Annotated in this window: 16 protein-coding genes and 1 tRNA gene; 9 read left to right on the top strand and 8 right to left on the bottom strand. The window is 73.7% G+C overall.

Features of this window, described 5'->3' with window-relative positions; genetic code table 11:
* Positions 1–133 precede the first annotated feature (133 nt).
* Positions 134–1,408, bottom strand: coding sequence for a cytochrome P450 (locus tag IHE55_RS13765; RefSeq protein ID WP_197989298.1), 1,275 nt, complete (start codon positions 1,406–1,408; stop codon positions 134–136).
* A gap of 504 nt (positions 1,409–1,912) precedes the next feature.
* Between IHE55_RS13765 and IHE55_RS13760 the strand changes: the two genes are divergently transcribed.
* Genes IHE55_RS13760 through IHE55_RS13750 form a run of 3 tightly spaced genes read left to right on the top strand, consistent with a single transcriptional unit; the run spans position 1,913 to position 3,649 of the window.
* Entirely contained in the window at positions 1,913–2,071 is a 159-nt protein-coding gene (locus tag IHE55_RS13760) for a hypothetical protein (protein WP_197989297.1), read from the top strand.
* The gene (locus tag IHE55_RS13755; protein ID WP_307826651.1) at positions 2,068–2,643 is read left to right on the top strand and encodes a sigma-70 family RNA polymerase sigma factor; all 576 of its coding nucleotides are present in this window, start codon (positions 2,068–2,070) and stop codon (positions 2,641–2,643) included. The genes IHE55_RS13760 and IHE55_RS13755 overlap by 4 nt, the downstream gene beginning before the upstream one ends.
* The gene (locus tag IHE55_RS13750) at positions 2,627–3,649 is read left to right on the top strand and encodes a hypothetical protein (RefSeq protein WP_197989296.1); all 1,023 of its coding nucleotides are present in this window, start codon (positions 2,627–2,629) and stop codon (positions 3,647–3,649) included. The genes IHE55_RS13755 and IHE55_RS13750 overlap by 17 nt, the downstream gene beginning before the upstream one ends.
* Before the next feature lie 78 nt (positions 3,650–3,727).
* Here the strand turns inward: IHE55_RS13750 and IHE55_RS13745 are convergent, their stop codons facing one another.
* The 3 genes from IHE55_RS13745 to IHE55_RS13735 form a co-directional block, all read right to left on the bottom strand.
* Positions 3,728–3,940 (bottom strand): DUF4287 domain-containing protein, encoded by a 213-nt coding sequence (locus IHE55_RS13745; RefSeq protein ID WP_197989295.1) that lies wholly within the window; start codon positions 3,938–3,940, stop codon positions 3,728–3,730.
* Between the two features lie 712 nt (positions 3,941–4,652).
* A tRNA-Pro gene (locus tag IHE55_RS13740) sits at positions 4,653–4,726 on the bottom strand.
* A 105-nt stretch (positions 4,727–4,831) separates the two neighbouring features.
* Positions 4,832–5,758, bottom strand: coding sequence for a metallophosphoesterase (locus IHE55_RS13735; protein ID WP_197989294.1), 927 nt, complete (start codon positions 5,756–5,758; stop codon positions 4,832–4,834).
* 77 nt (positions 5,759–5,835) lie between these two features.
* On the opposite strand from IHE55_RS13735, the gene IHE55_RS13730 reads away from it, so the two are divergent.
* Positions 5,836–6,300 carry a GatB/YqeY domain-containing protein gene (locus IHE55_RS13730; protein ID WP_197989293.1) on the top strand — a complete coding sequence of 155 codons (465 nt, stop codon included), beginning with the start codon at positions 5,836–5,838 and terminating at the stop codon, positions 6,298–6,300.
* Positions 6,301–6,659: 359 nt separating this feature from the next.
* Here IHE55_RS13730 and IHE55_RS13725 read toward each other — a convergent pair whose 3' ends face one another.
* Complete coding sequence (locus IHE55_RS13725; RefSeq protein ID WP_197989292.1) at positions 6,660–8,966, bottom strand: transglycosylase domain-containing protein; 2,307 nt, start codon at positions 8,964–8,966, stop codon at positions 6,660–6,662.
* A gap of 385 nt (positions 8,967–9,351) precedes the next feature.
* On the opposite strand from IHE55_RS13725, the gene IHE55_RS13720 reads away from it, so the two are divergent.
* Complete coding sequence (locus IHE55_RS13720; protein ID WP_197989291.1) at positions 9,352–9,690, top strand: WhiB family transcriptional regulator; 339 nt, start codon at positions 9,352–9,354, stop codon at positions 9,688–9,690.
* A 459-nt stretch (positions 9,691–10,149) separates the two neighbouring features.
* On the opposite strand, the gene bagB is transcribed toward IHE55_RS13720, so the two are convergent.
* Positions 10,150–11,571 (bottom strand): ATPase BagB, encoded by a 1,422-nt coding sequence (gene bagB, locus IHE55_RS13715; RefSeq protein WP_197989290.1) that lies wholly within the window; start codon positions 11,569–11,571, stop codon positions 10,150–10,152.
* 160 nt (positions 11,572–11,731) lie between these two features.
* Complete coding sequence (gene bagA, locus IHE55_RS13710; RefSeq protein ID WP_197989289.1) at positions 11,732–12,709, bottom strand: ATPase BagA; 978 nt, start codon at positions 12,707–12,709, stop codon at positions 11,732–11,734.
* A 72-nt stretch (positions 12,710–12,781) separates the two neighbouring features.
* On the opposite strand from bagA, the gene sp36 reads away from it, so the two are divergent.
* The 4 genes from sp36 to IHE55_RS13690 all read left to right on the top strand — a co-directional run bounded on the left by sp36 (position 12,782) and on the right by IHE55_RS13690 (position 15,577).
* Positions 12,782–12,943, top strand: a complete 162-nt coding sequence (gene sp36 / locus IHE55_RS13705; RefSeq protein WP_075033571.1) for a Sp36 family protein — start codon at positions 12,782–12,784, stop codon at positions 12,941–12,943.
* Positions 12,940–13,404 carry a RidA family protein gene (locus IHE55_RS13700; RefSeq protein ID WP_197989288.1) on the top strand — a complete coding sequence of 155 codons (465 nt, stop codon included), beginning with the start codon at positions 12,940–12,942 and terminating at the stop codon, positions 13,402–13,404. Before sp36 ends, IHE55_RS13700 begins: the two co-directional genes overlap by 4 nt.
* 308 nt (positions 13,405–13,712) lie before the next feature.
* Entirely contained in the window at positions 13,713–14,750 is a 1,038-nt protein-coding gene (locus IHE55_RS13695; RefSeq protein WP_232265554.1) for an NUDIX hydrolase, read from the top strand.
* Entirely contained in the window at positions 14,747–15,577 is an 831-nt protein-coding gene (locus tag IHE55_RS13690) for an MBL fold metallo-hydrolase (protein ID WP_197989287.1), read from the top strand. The genes IHE55_RS13695 and IHE55_RS13690 overlap by 4 nt, the downstream gene beginning before the upstream one ends.
* Before the next feature lie 201 nt (positions 15,578–15,778).
* Here the strand turns inward: IHE55_RS13690 and IHE55_RS13685 are convergent, their stop codons facing one another.
* On the bottom strand, positions 15,779–16,453 hold the full coding sequence (locus tag IHE55_RS13685) for a Crp/Fnr family transcriptional regulator (protein ID WP_014061749.1): 675 nt from the start codon (positions 16,451–16,453) through the stop codon (positions 15,779–15,781).
* Positions 16,454–16,469: the final 16 nt, after the last annotated feature.

The following is a 16,469-nucleotide window of genomic DNA, read 5'->3' as shown; positions in this document are numbered from 1 at the left end:
CGCCGGTGCGGGTCGGGCGAGGCCTTGTGGGCCGGGCGCTGCCGCTGCCACCGTCGGTGCCGCCTCCGCGCCGGGGACGTGCCGGGGCCGGCCGGGCGGGGGTCCGCCGGCCCGGTGGGTACGTCGTGCGCCGTCACTTCAGCAGCAGCGGCAGCGCGTCCACCCCGTAGACGATGGAGAGCTTGCGGAACGTGAGGTCCTCCGGCGCCACCGCCAGCCGCATGCCGGGGAACCGCCGCACCAGCGCGGGGAGCGCGGCACGCAGTTCCATCCGGGCCAGTTCGGCGCCCACGCAGCGGTGGATGCCGTGCCCGAAGGCGAGGTGGGACGGGCCCTCACGGTGCGGGTCGAAGCGCTCCATGTCGGGGCCGAGCGCCTCGTCGCGGTTGGCCCCGCTGAGCGAGCAGAGCACGAAGTCGCCGCGGGAGATCTTCGTCCCGGCTATCTCCATGTCCTCCTTGGCGAAGCGGGGGAAGGCCACCTGCACGACGGTCAGGTAGCGCAGCAGTTCCTCGACGAAGCCGTCGATCGCGGCGTCGTCGTCCCGCAGCGTGGCCAGGTGCTCCGGGTGCTGGAGCAGGACCAGGGTGCCGAGCGCGATCATGCTGGCGGTGGTCTCCAGGCCGCCGGTGAGCACCCCGTCCGCCAGTCCGGTCAGCTCCTCGTCGTCGATGGCGTCGCCGTGCTCGCGGACGATCATGCCGAGCAGTCCGTCACCGGGGTTCTCCCGCTGCTTCTTCACGATGTCGCGGAGGTACGACAGCGAGTCGGAGATGACCCCGAAGGGGGCGCCGGCGCCGCCGAAGAGGTCGAAGCGCGCGGTGCTCAGGCGCTGGAACTCCTCCCGGTCCTCGTACGGCACGCCCAGCAGCTCGCATATGACCAGGGACGGGATCGGGAAGGCGTACTCCTGGACCAGGTCCACGGGCCCCTCGGCCGCGGCCATCGCGTCCAGCCGCTCCTCCACCAGGGCGTGGATGCGGGGGGTCAGCCGGTTCAGACGGCGCATGGTGAACTCGGGTGTCAGCAGGCGCCTCAGCCGGGTATGGACCGGTGGATCGCTGAAGCCCAGGCCGCCGGGATTCTGCTGGGGGGAAATCCCGGCATTACCCGCTATGTTGGTGAAATCGGTGCTGAATGCGGTGGCCTTGCCGAGGACGGCTTTGGCCTCCGCGTGGCCGGTGACGAGCCAGCCGTTCATCCCGAAGGGCAGGGCGAGTTTGCTGATCGGCTCCTTGGCCCGGCGCTTGGCCAGTGCGGGTACCGGGTCCACGCCCTCACGGCGCAGCGGCATGAGAGTGGACTCCGGCAGGAACGACATCTTGGACAGGTCGAGGCCGTTTCGCTGAATGCGCGAGAAATACTTGCGCCCGAGCCAGGCGGCGATGTTTGAGCGGAGATTCGACATGGGCGCAATACTGCCGTCCGCTGGTCGTGTTACATGACACGGCCCGGTTGCGATCGGGTGTTATGCGCCACATACGCCTCTTGGGTCGCTTGCACCCCGAGGCCGGTGCCCTCCCGGGGGCCGCTCGTGCCCCGGACGGTTGCCCCAGGCGCATGGTTTCGGGCGTTTCCATCACCGCTCCCGTGCCCGGGCGGACGCCGGACACCGCCCGCCCGGCCACCGGTCCGGCGCACCTCCGGGGGCGACCGGGAGCCGCCCGGCGCGGGCGTCCACCCGTCGTGTGCCGGGACGCCGGCGGCCGCGTCCGCCGAAGGCGATCCGGGCCGGGCGGACACGGAACCGGACCGTCCCGGTCGCCCGGGTGTCAGCACGCATAAGAAAATCAGAAGAACTGACGCACAAAACGCCGTCCGTGGCCGCTAGATGGGCAGAGGGCGTAACCAGCGTCCTTCCGGGGCCGGGACGGGGCGGCCCCGTGTGCCGATCAGAAGGACAGCAAGTCCGGTGAATTACGAATTATTGGGGAACCTCGTCACCGCCGCGCTCGCCGTGCGGGTGTTCGGGAGTGACCTTCTGTCCCTGCTGCGTCGCGTCGCGGCGGCCGGAGTACGCGTCGGGATCTCCGAGCTGGACCGCGACCGGCGCGGTGGGGAGGCGCGGTGACCCGGGACCATCTGCACCGCCGCGCCGTACGCCGGCCGACCGGGCCGTCCATGGAGCTTCCCGCCGACTTCCGGGCCTTCCACGAGCTGCACCGGAAGGCCTATGTGCACCGCGCCGAGACCATCCTGAACAACCGGGCCGACGCCGAGGAGGCCGTGGACACCGCGTTCGAGCAGCTCGCCCGCTGCTGGCCGCGGGTGCTGCGGATGGAGAACCCCGCGGCCTTCGCCTGGGCGGTGATGAAGAACCGCGCGCTGGACCTGGCCCGGGCCCGGCGCCGCCGTCCGTACGTGCTGGAGGCCGCGGCCTTCGAGGCCGTCGCGCTGCGCGACGCGGTCGACCCCATCGGTCAGTTCGAGGAGAGCCTCAGTCTCTGCCAGGCCGTCCGGGACCTCCCGGAGCGCCAGCAGGACGTGATCATCCTGCTCTACTTCCGCGGCTACAGCCCCGCCGAGACCGCCCTGCACCTGGGCATCACCGCGGCCGGGGTCCGCTCCATCGCCCGCTCGGCCCGCCGGGCCCTGCACCAGGCCCTGGACTGCAAAGGAATCGCTGATGACCTCGCACATTGACCGCCTGCTCGCCCGCGCGCTGGTGGCCGCCACCCCGCCGACCGACATCCCGGCCGCGGAGGCGCGGATCGCCGCCCGGCTGTCGGCGGGCCGTGCCCAGGGCCGCCGCGGGGGGTGCGAGGACGGTGCCGCGCCCGCCGCCGTGCCCCCGCTGGCCGCCGGGCAGGGCGCGGCGCCCACCGCCCCGTACGACGTGCTCCGTACCCGCCAGCCCTCCCGGCCGTCCCCCGGCGGGCACCGGCTGGACGGTGGCGGCCGGCACCCGGGCGACGACGAGGACCCGCGGCAGCGCCCGCACGGTGCCGGCCCCGCGGAACACACCGGGCGCCGGGCGGCCGCCGGGCGCATGGCGGGCGATCTGCACACCCTCTGCGAAGCGGTCATCGCCCGGCCGGGGGCGCTCACCCTGCTCGGAGACCTGGTCGCCCGGCGCATCCTGGAACCGCCGGGCGCCCGCGTCCTGGGGTGCGTGCTGCGGCTGGCGGAACATCCGGACTGCGCGCAGTTCTGGTGGCAGTTCGCCGCCGGCGCGGGCGACCCGGCGGCCGCCTACTGCCTGTACCTGCACCACATGGCGCTGGGCGAGGAGGCGCAGGCGCACGGCTGGCTCAACTGGTGGCACGAGGAGGCCTGTACCCAGGCCCCGCCGGTCGTCGACCCGCTGCACGAGGACGCGCCCACCGACCACGAGATGGCCATCGCGCTGCGGGTGCTGCGCGGCTTCACCAAGGGCCGTGACCTGCCGGCGCCGGTCCGGGCGGTGCTCGCCTACGTGCCCCGCGCGGTGGACTACCGCGACGACCTGGAGCTCGACCTGCCGCTGCCCGAACCCGGCTTCGCCGCCCGCATCGAGCACCTCACCGCCTCCGCGCTCGTCCCCCCGGGCACCGGCACGCACCGGCCCGACCGCGAACTGCTGCCCGAACGCCGCGCCTGCCACCGCCCGCCGGCCCCGCGGTCCGACGTGGAGGTCAGCTGGGACTGGCGGTCGCTGATCACCGTCTGACCGGACCGGGGCCGCGTCCGAGCCGCGGCAGGCCGTGCCCGTGCCCTGCCCCGCGGTTGAAGGTGTCCGGGGGACGGTTCACGCGGCGGTCTGCTCCGCGAGGGTGTGCGCGACCAGCGCGTTGGCGTGCCCGTGGCCCAGCCCGTGCTCCGTCTTGAGCCAGCTGACCAGCTCCATGTGCCGGGTGAGGGGGGAAGAGCGGATGAGCTCCTTCCACTCCGCTACCGGACGGCCGTACTTCTTCTCGATGGAAGGAAAGTAGCTGGCGGGGCCTTTGACGGTCTCGGCCATGGTGGTGGTGTCCCTTCTTCCGCTCCGTGCTGTCCCGGGGCGACCGCGTCGCACCCCCGTGGCGCCGCGGAACCGGGTCGTCCCTCATACGACCGGGCCGGGGGAGCGGAATCATCGACCGCCGCACGTGACCTGCGTCACTCTGCCCGCGCAAGCGCGCCCGTGGTCGCCCTGCCGGGCATGCCCGGGACGGCGCCCCGCACCGCCTTCGGCGCATCGCCGGCCGCTCTCGACACCGTGGTCGACAGAAGGTGATCACCGATGCGCTCGGTATTCCGCGGGTGGCCGAGCCGTGGCCGGTGTCGCGTACAGGAGCGAGGAAGGAGGCAGGACGAGAGGCCGTACCGACAGGCGGAGCCCGGCAGAAGCAGTTGACGCCGTGCAAGGCCTCGCGCAGGCCGCAGAGGAGGAACGCCCGCTCCGGTTCGTCGTCGGCGCGGGGCCCACGGGATGCGGTCGGCCCGGGCCGCCGGGGGGCGGCCGTCAGGGCGGCAGCGCCCCGGCCGCGGACGGAAAACCTCCGGTGACCGCGTGAGCCGGTGGTACGACGGCGAGGGCCGGCCCCTGCGGCGATCTTCCGCCGCACCCCGCCGAGGCGAGCCGCCCTCGGCTCCGAGGGGCGGGCGCTCGGTAGGGCTCCGGCGCCGGGCCCGGAAGCAGATCAGGCCCGGTGCTGATTTCTCAGCACCGGGCCTGATCTGTGTTCCTTCAGTCGGGGTGGCGGGATTTGAACCCACGACCTCTTCGTCCCGAACGAAGCGCGCTGCCAAGCTGCGCTACACCCCGAAGCAACGAGCACTACTGTAGCCCACGCGGAGCCGAAGGTGAAATCCGGTATCGGGGCCCACCGCCGCAGGTCAGCCGAGGGGTACGGCGGCGGGCCCCGGTGCGTCAGTCCCGGGGGGTCAGGGTCAGCAAGGTGGCCTCCGGGGGGCAGGCGAAGCGGACCGGGGTGTACCGGTTGGTGCCGCAGCCGGCGGAGACGTGCAGATAGGACGTGTGGCCGCCGGCCCGGTGGGTGGAGAGACCCTTGACCCGGCCGGTGTCGATGTCGCAGTTGGTGACCAGGGCCCCGTAGAAGGGGATGCACAGCTGGCCGCCGTGGGTGTGCCCGGCGAGGATCAGCGGGTACCGGTCGGCGGTGAAGGCGTCGAGGGAGCGCAGGTAGGGCGCGTGGACCACGGCGAGGGAGAAATCGGCGTCGGCCTCCGGACCGCCCGCGACCTCGTCGTACCGGTCCCGCTTGATGTGCGGGTCGTCCAGGCCGGTGAACGCGATCTCCAGGCCGTCCAGCTTGAGGCGGTCACGCCGGTTGGAGAGCCCGACCCAGCCTGCGGCGTCGAAGGCGTCGCGCAGCTCCTCCCACGGGTTGTGGATGGCCCCGACCGCCGGCGGGTTGCCGTTCAGCCCGTGCCGCCCGCTCGCCTTCTCCATCAGGTAGCGGGCCGGGTTCCGCAGCTTGGGGCCGTAGTAGTCGTTGGAGCCGAAGACGTAGGCGCCGGGGAACTCCATCAGCGGGCCCAGGGCGTCCAGCGTCTCCGGCACGCCCTCGGGGTCCGAGAGGTTGTCGCCGGTGTTGACGACGAAGTCCGGGCGGAGCCCGGCGAGCGACCGCAGCCAGCGCTGCTTCTTCCGCTGTCCGCCGACCATGTGGATGTCCGAGACCTGGAGCACTCGCAGCGGCCGCATCCCGGGCGGCAGGACCGGCACGGTGACCCGCCGGAGCCGGAAGGAGCGGACTTCGAACCCGGCCGCGTAGGTGAGGCCGGCGGCGGCGACCGCCGTGATTCCCAGGGGTACTCCGTATCGCGCGCGCATGCGCTCCATCGTCGCAGACACCCGGCAGGGGCGAAATCATCAGGTCACGGCAGGCCGGAGCTGGCACACTCGGGCTCATGACCACGCTCAAGTCCAGGCTTCAGGACGACCTCACCACCGCGATCAAGGCGCGCGACGAGCTGCGCTCCTCCACCCTCCGGCTCACCCTCTCCGCGATCCAGAAGGAGGAGGTGGCGGGCGACACCGCCCGTGAGCTGTCCGACGCGGAGGTGGAGAAGATCGTCGCACGGGAGGCGAAGAAGCGCCGGGAGGCGGCCGAGGCGTTCACCCAGGGTGGCCGGCCGGAGCAGGCCGAGCGGGAGCGGGCGGAGGGCGACGTGCTCGCCGACTACCTGCCCAAGCAGCTGTCCGACGAGGAGCTGGACGCGCTGGTCGCGGACGCGGTGCGGGAGGCTGCGGCGGGCGGCGCCGAGGGCCCCCGGGCCATGGGCGCGGTCATGAAGATCGTGAACCCGAAGGTCGCGGGCCGCGCCGAGGGCGGCCGGGTGGCTGCCGCGGTGAAGCGGCACCTCGCGGGCTGACGGCGCCCCGCCAGGCCGTCCGGCGGGGCCTCCGCCGTCCGCCGGTGTCGCGGACGGCCCGGGGGCCCGGCGGGAGCCGGGTGGTCCCGGCTCGTCCGTGGCCGGCCGGCCACGGGGCCCCGGCGACGGGAAGCGGGCCGGTTGTCGGCCCGCCCGCCAGGTTTCGCCGGGGCCTGCCTCGGCCGGCCCACCGGCTTCCGCCGGGGACCGCCCTCGGCCGCCCCCGGCCCACCGGCTTCCCTCGGGGCGGCCCCGGCTGATACCGCTCCCGCCCGGTGAAGGCATGAAGGCCCTGGTCACCGGCCCGCCAGGCCGTAGCTTCGGCCCCGGCGCCGCCGGGGCCGCTCCGTCACGTCCGCTCAGGGCCGGCGGCCGTTGCCGTTCCCGTTGCCGTTCCGGCCGCCGAGGTCCCCGACGCCGCCGAGGTCCCCGAAGTCGCCACCGAGGTCGCCGCCGACGTCCCAGCCACCGATGGCACCGGCGTCCCCGGTCCCGTCGTCACCGCCGATCAGGCCCGGCGGGATGGTGACGTCCGGCCACGGGTCGCCGCCGGTGCCGCCGTGCGCCCGGCCGCTCGGCTTGTCGTCCCCGCGCCCCGGGTCGGGCCGCTTCTTCGCCGGGTCCTTCACCTTCACCGTCGGCAGCTTCGGCGCCGGCTTGCCCTCCAGGGCGCCGGCCATGGCCTGGCGCCAGATGGGTCCGGGCACCTCGCCACCGAAGACCTTGTCGTAGGGCCGGCCGCCGATGGAGATGTCGATCATCTTGCGCTTGTGCTCGGGGTCACCGACCCAGACGGCGCCCGCCATGTTCGGGGTGTAGCCGACGAACCAGGCGGCGTAGCGGAAGTCGGTGGTGCCGGTCTTGCCCGCGCTGTCCCGGCCGCTGAGACCCGCCTTCTTGCCGGTGCCGTCCTCGACGACCCCCTTGAGCAGGGTGTTGATGGTGCTGGCGGTCTTCTTCGACATCGCCCGCTCGCACGAGGTCTGCGGAACCTTGAGCTTCTTGCCGCCGGGGCCGGTGATCGACTCGATGGCGACCGGGGTGCAGTGCACGCCCTCGTTGGCGAAGGTGGCGTAGGCGTTCGCCATGGTGAGCGGGGACATCTCCTGGGTGCCCAGGGTGATGGACGGGACCTGCTCCATCTTCTGCCCGTCGGCCCGGTCCACCCCCATCCTGTGGGCGAGCGTGGTGACCGGGCAGACCCCGATGTCGCTGATCAGCTGGACGTAGTAGGTGTTGACCGACTTGGCGGTCGCCTCCTGCATGCCGTACGGGCCCACCTCGGAACTGTTCTCGTTCTGGGTGGTGTCGGTGCCGCGCCAGGACCCCTCGCAGGTCTGCACCGGGCTGGGGTACCGCATCTTGTACGGCGAGGAATACGACTTGGTCGGCTTGACGCCCCGCTCCAGCGCGGCGGCGGCCACGATCGGCTTGAAGGTGGAGCCGGGCTGGTAGCCCTTGCCGCCGCCCATGGCCTCGTCCACCGACAGGTTGATCTGGGTCTGGTTCTCCTGGAAGCCGTACGGCCGGGACTGCCCCATGGCGCGGATCTTGCCGGTGCCGGGCTCCACCAGGGTGACCGCGGTGGCCACGTCGTCCTCGGCGTACACCTGGTCCGCGATGGCCTTCTGCACCGATCGCTGGGCCTGCGGGTCGAGGGTGGTGCGGATGGTCATGCCGCCCTGGTTCCAGCGCTGGACGCGCTCCTCCCGGGTCTTGCCGAACGCCGGGTCGTTGACGAACACCTTGCGCACGTAGTCGCAGAAGAAGCCGGCGCCCTCCACCGCGGTGATGCAGCCGTTCTTCGGACGGCTCACCTTCAGGCCCAGCGGCAGCTTCTTCGCCCGGTCCGCCTCCGCCTGCGAGATGTTCTTCACCTCGGCCATCCGCTGCAGCACGATGTTGCGGCGGGTCTTGGCCTCCTCCGGGTCGTTGACCGGGTCGTAGCGGCTCGGCGACTGGACGAGCCCGGCCAGCAGCGCCGCCTCCTGGAGCTTCAGGTCCTTGGCGCGCTTGCTGAAGAAGCGCTGGGAGGCCGCCTCGACCCCGTACGCCTGCTGCCCGAAGAAGGTGATGTTCAGGTAGTTCTGCAGGATCCGCTTCTTGCCCAGCTCCTTCTCCACCTGGATGGCGTACTTCAGCTCGCGGATCTTGCGGCCGATGGTCTGCTCGGTGGCCTCGGCGACCTTCTCCGCGTCGTCGCCGGCCTCCTCGACGAAGACGTTCTTCACGTACTGCTGGGTCAGGGTGGAGGCGCCCTCGGAGACCCCGCCGTCCTGGGCGTTCTTGTTGAGCGCGCGCAGCACGCCCTTGAGGTCGATCGCCCCGTGTTCGTAGAAGCGGGCGTCCTCGATCGCGATGATCGCCTGCTGCATGTAGGGGGAGATGTCCTTGAGCGGCACCACCGTGCGGTCCCGGGAGTAGACCTTGGCGATCTCGCCACCGGCGGCGTCCAGGATGGTGGTCCGCTCGCTGAGCGGGGGCGTCTTCAGGTTCGCCGGGATCTCGTCGAACTCCTCGACCGTGCCCTTGGCGGCGAGGCCCAGCGCCCCGACGGCCGGCAGGGCGAGTCCGGCGAGCACGGCACCGGCGAGCGTGCTGACACCGATGAACTTGGCGACCTGCTGCGTGGTGGAGAGGCCCCCGCCGGAGCGCTTCGTACCCATGGGGGCAGCCTACGTGGCGAATCGCCGGACAGGGGGGCAGGTGTTCGCATACGCTGTTCCGGGCCGGCTCCGTGACCGGGGTTCCGCGCTCTCCCCGTGTTCACTCCAGTGAGTGATGAGACATGCCCACTTTGGTGGGGAATGTCAGAGATTGAGAGATATGGGGCGACTAGTCTGCCCCGAAACGTCCGACAGGTCTGCTATGCCCTCAGGTCACTCCGTTGGGTGATCTGCCGCGTACGCATAGTCCGTTCGGGCCATTCAAGATTGGGCCCGCAGGGGGTGTTGCGCCCCGGCCACCTTCCGTAACGTCCTCAACTGGCGACGGTGCATATGCCGTTTGTCGCCGTGGGGGAGCCTCAATTCGGGAGAGGACGGCACCAGCATGGGCTGGGTTACCGACTGGAGTGCGCAGGCAGCCTGTCGCACGACCGATCCGGACGAACTGTTCGTCCAGGGCGCAGCACAGAACAGAGCCAAGGCGGTCTGCACGGGGTGCCCGGTGCGCACCGAGTGCCTCGCCGACGCCCTGGACAACCGGGTGGAGTTCGGGGTCTGGGGTGGCATGACCGAGCGCGAGCGGAGGGCGTTGCTGCGCCGCCGCCCGACGGTCACCTCCTGGCGCAGGCTCCTGGAGACCGCGCGCCTGGAGTACGAGCGTGGCGCGGGTCTGCTGAGCGTCGAGGACGACGAGGAGTACGGCAGCTACGCCGCCGCCGGCTGAACGGACCCGTCCGGTACGGCGGTTGACGCCCCGTCAGCGCACGGGTGCCGGCTGTGGTGGCACCGGTGGTGTCCCGCCGGCGGCGGGCCCCGGTCGCGCGGCCGCCCCGGCCGTCGCCGGGCGCGGTGGTACGGCGTGGGTCCTCGTGGATGTCATGGCCCGGGGCGCGGTCCGGTGCCGACGCGCCGGGTGGCAGGGCCGTCCGGCGTACCCGTACACCTCCGGAGGGCGGCGTTCCGCGCCGCGCACGGCACACGGGTACGGCGTCCGGGCGCGGCAGCCGGGTACCGGCCGCTGTGTACGGGCGTACGCGCGGGCGGGCGGGTGGCGCACGCCGGTGGTCCGGCGGACGGCGCAGGTGCGGGCGGTCCCCGGGCGCGGGGACGTGTGACCGGTGTGCCGGGGACGGCGTGCGCCGGTGCGTGAGCCGCGCCGCGGGCGGGCCCGCCCGCGGCGGTGTCAGCCGGCCGTGGTGGGCGCGGCGGGCTGGAGCGCCAGCCGCTCACCGATCTCGCGCAGTCCCGCCAGGTCGTGCACATCGCCCGGGAGCGCAGCCACCTCGGCGACCGGCACCTTCGGGTGGAGCGCGGCGAAGCGGTCCCGGGTGCGCTGTTCGCGTGCCAGTACCTGCATCCGCTCGGCGTGCAGCCGCAGCAGCCCCGCGGCCAGCTGCTCCGGCGACGTGGGGGAGTCGTCGCCGGGGGCTTCCGGGCCGTCGTACCACGCCGTGGCCGAAGAGCTTCGTTCTTCAACATTCCCGGATTCGTGATCCGCCATGCGCGCCGCGGCAAGATTTTCCGCCGCGTCACCGGCGCCGTCGCCGGCCGCCCCGCCGGCGTCGTCGGGGGCCGGGGCGGCGGCGTCCGCCGGGTCCGGCTCCCCGGCCGGCGGGTCGTCGTCCGCCGCCTCGTCCGCGTACTCCGCCCAGTCCTCGGCCGCCGGCTCGGTGAGCATCTCGGCGGCCGCCAGCGCCCGTTCGGCGGACAGCTGGGCGGCGCCGCTGCCGTGCACCCGGTTGAGCACCAGCCCGGCCAGCGGCATCCGGTCGGCCGCCAGCCGCTCGACGAAGTAGGCCGCCTCGCGCAGCGCGTCCCGCTCCGGGGCGGCCACCACCAGGAAGGCCGTCCCCGGCGCCTGGAGCAGCCGGTAGGTGGCGTCGGCACGGGTGCGGAAACCGCCGAACATGGTGTCCATGGCCGCCGCGAAGGTCTGCACGTCGCGCAGCAGCTGTCCGCCCAGCAGCTTGTTGAGCGTGCCGTTGACCACGGACATCCCGACGTTGAGCATCTTCAGCCCGGCCCGCCCGCCGACCTTCGCCGGCGCGGTGAGGATGCGGATCAGCTTGCCGTCGAGGAAGGAGCCGAGACGTTTCGGCGCGTCCAGGAAGTCCAGCGCGGAGCGGCTCGGCGGGGTGTCCACGATGATCAGGTCCCACTCGTCGCGGGCCCTGAGCTGCCCCAGCTTCTCCATCGCCATGTACTCCTGGGTGCCCGCGAAACCGGCCGAGAGCGACTGGTAGAACGGGTTGGCCAGGATGGCGCGGGCGCGCTCGGGGTCGGCGTGCGCCTCGACGATCTCGTCGAAGGTGCGCTTCATGTCCAGCATCATGGCGTGCAGTTCGCCGCCCGCGGAGGCGTCGATGCCGGGCACCGCCCGCGGGGTGTTGTCCAGCGAGCCGATGCCCATCGACTGGGCCAGGCGCCGCGCCGGGTCGATGGTGAGGACCACGACCTTACGGCCGCGCTCGGCGGCCCGGACCCCCAGCGCCGCCGCGGTGGTCGTCTTGCCGACGCCGCCGGACCCGCAGCACACCACGATGCGGGTCCGCGGATCGTCCAGCAGTGCGTCGGCCTCCAGCCGGGGTGCCGCGTCCATGCTCATGCCGCCCCACCTTCTCCCGCTTCTCCCGCTCCCTGCGCGCGGCCCCGCCCGCGCGTTCCGCTGCTGCCGCGCCCGGGCCCGTGGCCGTACCGGGCGCCGGTCTCCCGGGCCGCCGGCCCGGCGGGTGCCGGGCCGGGGCGGCCGCCGTCCCCGGCGGCGCTCAGAGCGACCACTGCTTCCGCAGATCGGCCGCGAGCCGGTAGAGCCCGGCGAGGTCGATCCCCTCGGGGAGCAGCTCCAGCTCGTGCGTGGGCAGCTCCAGCCGGCTCAGCTCGGCGCGCTGGGCGCGTTCCAGGGCGACCCGTTCGGCGTGCTCCACGGCCTGCTCCAGCAGCGGCTCGATCAGCCGCTCCGCCTGCCCGCCGCGCCGGGCGCCGCCCAGTCCGGCCTGCGAGAGCGCCTTCACCACGGCCCCGCGCCGCCCGTTCGCCGCCGCGTGGACGGCCTCCGGGCCGAGGATCGCGGGGCGCACCATGTTGATCACCACCGCGCCGGCCGGCAGCCCGGCGGCGCGCAGCTCGGCGATGCCGTCGGCGGTCTCCTGGACCGGCATCTCCTCCAGCAGGGTGACCATGTGGACGGCCGTCTCCGGGGACTTCAGCACCCGCATGACCGCCTGGGCCTGATGGTGTATCGGGCCGGTCCGGGCGAGCCCGGCCATCTCGTCGTTGACGTTGAGGAACCGGGTGATGCGGCCGGTGGGCGGCGCGTCCATGACCACGTAGTCGTAGACGAAGTCCCCGGCGCGGTGCTTGCGGCGCACCGCCTCGCACGCCTTGCCGGTCAGCAGTACGTCCCGCAGGCCGGGCGCGATGGTCGTCGCGAAGTCGATCGCGCCGATCTTCTTCAGGGCCCGGCCGGCCGAACCCAGCTTGTAGAACATGTGGAGGTAGTCGAGCAGCGCGTACTCGGGGTCGATGGCGAGGGCGTACACCTCACCGCCCCCCGGTGCCACCGCGATCTTCCGCTCCTCGTACGGCAGTGCCTCCGTCTCGAAGAGCTGAGCGATGCCCTGGCGGCCTTCGACCTCGACCAGCAGGGTGCGCTTTCCCTCGCCCGCGAGGGCCAGCGCTAGTGCGGCGGCGACCGTGGTCTTGCCGGTTCCGCCCTTGCCACTGACGACATGGAGCCTGCTCACATTGCGGAGCCTAACCACTCCCCGGACGGAGTACGCACCAGCCCCCGGGAGAGAGGCATTACAGTCAGCACCATGACCAAGTGGGAATACGCGACGGTGCCCCTGCTGGTGCACGCGACCAAGCAGATTCTGGACACCTGGGGCGAGGACGGCTGGGAGCTCGTCCAGGTGGTGCCGGGCCCGAACAACCCCGAGCAGCTGGTGGCCTACCTCAAGCGGGAGAAGTCCGCATGAGCGCGGTCGAGGCGAAGCTGGCCGAGCTGGGCCTGAGCCTGCCCGCGGTGGCGGCGCCGCTGGCCTCCTACGTGCCGGCCGTCCGCAGCGGGTCGTACGTGTACACCGCCGGCCAGCTTCCGCTGGTGGAGGGCAAGCTGGGCCTGACCGGCAAGGTCGGCGCCGAGGTGACCGCGGACGAGGCCAAGGAACTGGCCCGGATCTGCGCCCTGAACGCCCTGGCGGCGGTGAAGTCGGTCATCGGCGACCTGGACCGGATCGTCCGGGTCGTGAAGGTCGTGGGCTTCGTCGCCTCGGCCCCGGACTTCACCGGGCAGCCCGGCGTGGTCAACGGGACGAGCGAGCTGCTGGGCGAGGTGCTCGGCGACAAGGGGATCCACGCGCGCAGCGCGGTCGGCGTCGCGGTGCTGCCGCTGGACGCACCGGTCGAGGTCGAGATCCAGGTCGAGGTCGCGGACTAGCGACGAGCCGGTGCGCCGGGCGGGGCGTGACCGCCCCACGGGCCGGACACCGGGCCGTGGGCCTGATGGCGTGGCGGGGCGCTGCGGGCCGAGGGCCTGACGCCGGGGCCGGGCCGGGTGCCTCGGGCGGGGTGTCGCGGACCGTGAGCCGGGCGTCCCATGGCGGACGGCCGCCGGCCCGGGGCACCGGAGTGTGCCGGACGGCCCCGGCAGGGCGGGGCGACACCGCGGTGCGGGACGGCGCCGGAGGGCGCCGCGCCCGGCCGGACCCCCTCGAACATCCGCGCGTAACGGCATAGCATCCGGCCATGTCGTCCTCGCCCTCCACCCCGGCCGCCACCCGGGGCACCAACGGTCAGTGGTACCCGCCCGAGTGGCCGGAACGCATCCGGGCGCTCGCCGCCGGCGAGCTGACGCCGGTGACCCCGCGCGCCGCGGCCACCGTGCTGCTGCTGCGGGACGGCGCCGCCGGCCCCGATGTCTACATGCTGCGCAGACGCGCCTCCATGGCCTTCGCCGGAGGCGCGTACGCGTATCCGGGCGGGTCCGTCGACCCGCGGGACGAGGGCGAGGTGGCCTGGGCCGGGCCGTCCCGCGAGGTCTGGGCGCGCCGGCTGGGCCTGGACGGGGACACCACCGCGGCCCAGGCGGTGATCTGCGCGGCGGTACGGGAGACCTTCGAGGAGGCCGGGGTGCTGCTCGCCGGCCCCACGCCGGACACCGTGGTCGCCGACACGACGGGGCCGGACTGGGAGGCCGATCGTGCGGCGCTGGTCGCCCGGGAGCTGCCGTTCGCCGACTTCCTGCTCCGCCGGGGGCTGGTGCTCCGCTCCGACCTGCTGGGCGGCTGGGCGCGCTGGATCACCCCGGAGTTCGAACCGCGCCGCTACGACACCTGGTTCTTCGTCGCCGCGCTCCCGGCCGGCCAGCGCACCCGCAACGCCTCCACCGAGGCGGACCGGACGGTGTGGATCGCGCCGCGCGAGGCGGCCGCCGGCTACGACCGCGGCGAACTGCTGATGATGCCGCCGACCATCGCCACCCTGCGCGACCTGAGCGGGCACCGCACGGTCGCCGAGGCGCTGGCCGCGGCCGCCGGGCGGGACCTGACCCCGGTGCTGGCCCGGGCCCGGCTGGTCGGGGAGGAACTGGTGCTGTCCTGGCCGGGGCACGAGGAGTTCACCCGGCGCGTCACCGGGGGCCGCGAGCCCGTCACCGGCGGCGGGGAGGGTGACCGGGACGCGACGGGCCGTGCCGCCGGCCCCGGGGGACACCCGGGCCCGGGCGGACCGGACGCCGGGCCGCGGGACGCCGCGCGGCCCGCCGAGGGCGGAGGGACCACATGACGGACGCGGCCGCACTGCCGGGCCAGCCGCGCGGCGGCCCCATCGGGGGACCCGCCACCGCGCGCGCGGTGTGTGTCCTGGCGCCCAACCCCTCGGCGATGACGCTGGACGGCACCAACACCTGGATCGTCGCCGAACCGGACTCCGACCTGGCCGTGGTGATCGACCCGGGCCCGCTGGACGAGGGCCATCTGCGGACGGTCGTGGAGACCGCCGAACGGGCCGGGAAGCGGGTGGCGCTGACCCTGCTGACCCACGGCCACCCGGACCACGCGGAGGGCGCGGCCCGTTTCGCCGAGCTGACCCGGACCCGGGTGCGGGCCCTGGACCCGGCGCTGCGACTGGGCGACGAGGGACTGGCGGCCGGCGACGTGGTCACCACCGGTGGGCTGGAGCTGCGCGTCGTCCCCACCCCGGGGCACACCGCCGACTCGCTCTCCTTCCACCTCCCGGCCGACGCCGCGATCCTCACCGGCGACACGGTGCTGGGCCGCGGCACCACCGTGGTGGCGCACCCCGACGGGCGGCTCGGGGACTACCTCGACTCGCTGCGGCGGCTGCGGTCGCTGACGGTGGACGACGGGGTGGACACGGTGCTGCCGGGGCACGGGCCGGTGCTCAACGACGCCCGGGGCGCGGTCGAGTTCTACCTGGCCCACCGGGCGCACCGGCTGGCCCAGGTGGAGACGGCGGTGGAGAACGGGTTCCGCGAGCCGTCGGAGGTGGTCGCGCACGTCTACGCGGACGTGGACCGCTCCCTGTGGCCGGCCGCCGAGCTGTCGGTCCGGGCGCAGCTGGACTACCTGCGGGAGCACGGGCTGATCTGAGAGCCGGGCGGGGCCGGGCGGCCGGACCCGGGGGACGGCGGCCGGCCCGGGGGCGTACCGGCCGCCCCCCCCGGGTGGGCAGTGGCGCCGTGCACGGCACCGGGCCGAGGGCACCGTACACGGCAACACGACACCGGGCCCCCGCCGGACGTGTGGGCCACGTCCGGCGGGGGCCCGGCCGGTGTACCGGGGCCCCGCGGGTCAGCGGGAGCGCTTGGCCAGCCGCTCGACGTCCAGCAGGATCACGGCGCGCGCCTCCAGCCGGAGCCAGCCGCGGCCGGCGAAGTCGGCGAGCGCCTTGTTGACCGTCTCGCGGGAGGCGCCGACGAGCTGGGCCAGCTCCTCCTGGGTGAGGTCGTGCACCACGTGGATGCCCTCCTCGGACTGCACGCCGAAGCGGCGCGAGAGGTCCAGCAGGGCGCGGGCGACCCGGCCGGGCACGTCCGAGAAGACCAGGTCGGACATCTGGTCGTTGGTCTTGCGCAGCCGCCGGGCCACCGCGCGCAGCAGTGCGGAGGCGACCTCGGGGCGGGCGTTCAGCCACGGCTGGAGGTCACCGTGGCCCAGACCGAGCAGCTTCACCTCGGTGAGCGCGGTCGCGGTGGCGGTGCGCGGGCCCGGGTCGAAGAGGGACAGCTCACCGATCAGCTCGCCGGGGCCCAGCACGGCGAGCATGTTCTCCCGCCCGTCGGGCGAGGTGCGGTGGAGCTTCACCTTGCCCTCGGTGACCACGTACAGGCGGTCGCCGGGGTCCCCTTCGTGGAAGAGCGCGTCACCGCGTGCGAGGGTGACCTCTCCCATGGAGGCGCGCAGCTCAGCGGCCTGCTCGTCATCGAGCGCCGCGAAAAGCGGGGCGCGCCGCAGAACGTCGTCCACGAGACTCTCCTTGCGA

It is taken from the genome of Streptomyces pactum, assembly GCF_016031615.1.
In the GTDB taxonomy this organism is placed as follows: Bacteria; Actinomycetota; Actinomycetes; order Streptomycetales; family Streptomycetaceae; genus Streptomyces; species Streptomyces pactus.
The sequence above is the reverse complement of the archived record's forward strand: the minus strand, read 5'-3'. Positions and strand labels throughout refer to the sequence as shown.

What these genes read in the sequence shown, in the direction of transcription:
- IHE55_RS13765 (WP_197989298.1), bottom strand. Translation starts at nt 1,408, where the DNA reads ATGTCGAATCTCCGCTCAAACATCGCCGCCTGGCTCGGGCGCAAGTAT.
- IHE55_RS13750 (WP_197989296.1), top strand. Translation starts at nt 2,627, where the DNA reads ATGACCTCGCACATTGACCGCCTGCTCGCCCGCGCGCTGGTGGCCGCC.
- IHE55_RS13745 (WP_197989295.1), bottom strand. Translation starts at nt 3,940, where the DNA reads ATGGCCGAGACCGTCAAAGGCCCCGCCAGCTACTTTCCTTCCATCGAG.
- IHE55_RS13735 (WP_197989294.1), bottom strand. Translation starts at nt 5,758, where the DNA reads ATGCGCGCGCGATACGGAGTACCCCTGGGAATCACGGCGGTCGCCGCC.
- IHE55_RS13730 (WP_197989293.1), top strand. Translation starts at nt 5,836, where the DNA reads ATGACCACGCTCAAGTCCAGGCTTCAGGACGACCTCACCACCGCGATC.
- IHE55_RS13725 (WP_197989292.1), bottom strand. Translation starts at nt 8,966, where the DNA reads ATGGGTACGAAGCGCTCCGGCGGGGGCCTCTCCACCACGCAGCAGGTC.
- IHE55_RS13720 (WP_197989291.1), top strand. Translation starts at nt 9,352, where the DNA reads ATGGGCTGGGTTACCGACTGGAGTGCGCAGGCAGCCTGTCGCACGACC.
- bagB (WP_197989290.1), bottom strand. Translation starts at nt 11,571, where the DNA reads ATGAGCATGGACGCGGCACCCCGGCTGGAGGCCGACGCACTGCTGGAC.
- sp36 (WP_075033571.1), top strand. Translation starts at nt 12,782, where the DNA reads ATGACCAAGTGGGAATACGCGACGGTGCCCCTGCTGGTGCACGCGACC.
- IHE55_RS13700 (WP_197989288.1), top strand. Translation starts at nt 12,940, where the DNA reads ATGAGCGCGGTCGAGGCGAAGCTGGCCGAGCTGGGCCTGAGCCTGCCC.
- IHE55_RS13695 (WP_232265554.1), top strand. Translation starts at nt 13,713, where the DNA reads ATGTCGTCCTCGCCCTCCACCCCGGCCGCCACCCGGGGCACCAACGGT.
- IHE55_RS13690 (WP_197989287.1), top strand. Translation starts at nt 14,747, where the DNA reads ATGACGGACGCGGCCGCACTGCCGGGCCAGCCGCGCGGCGGCCCCATC.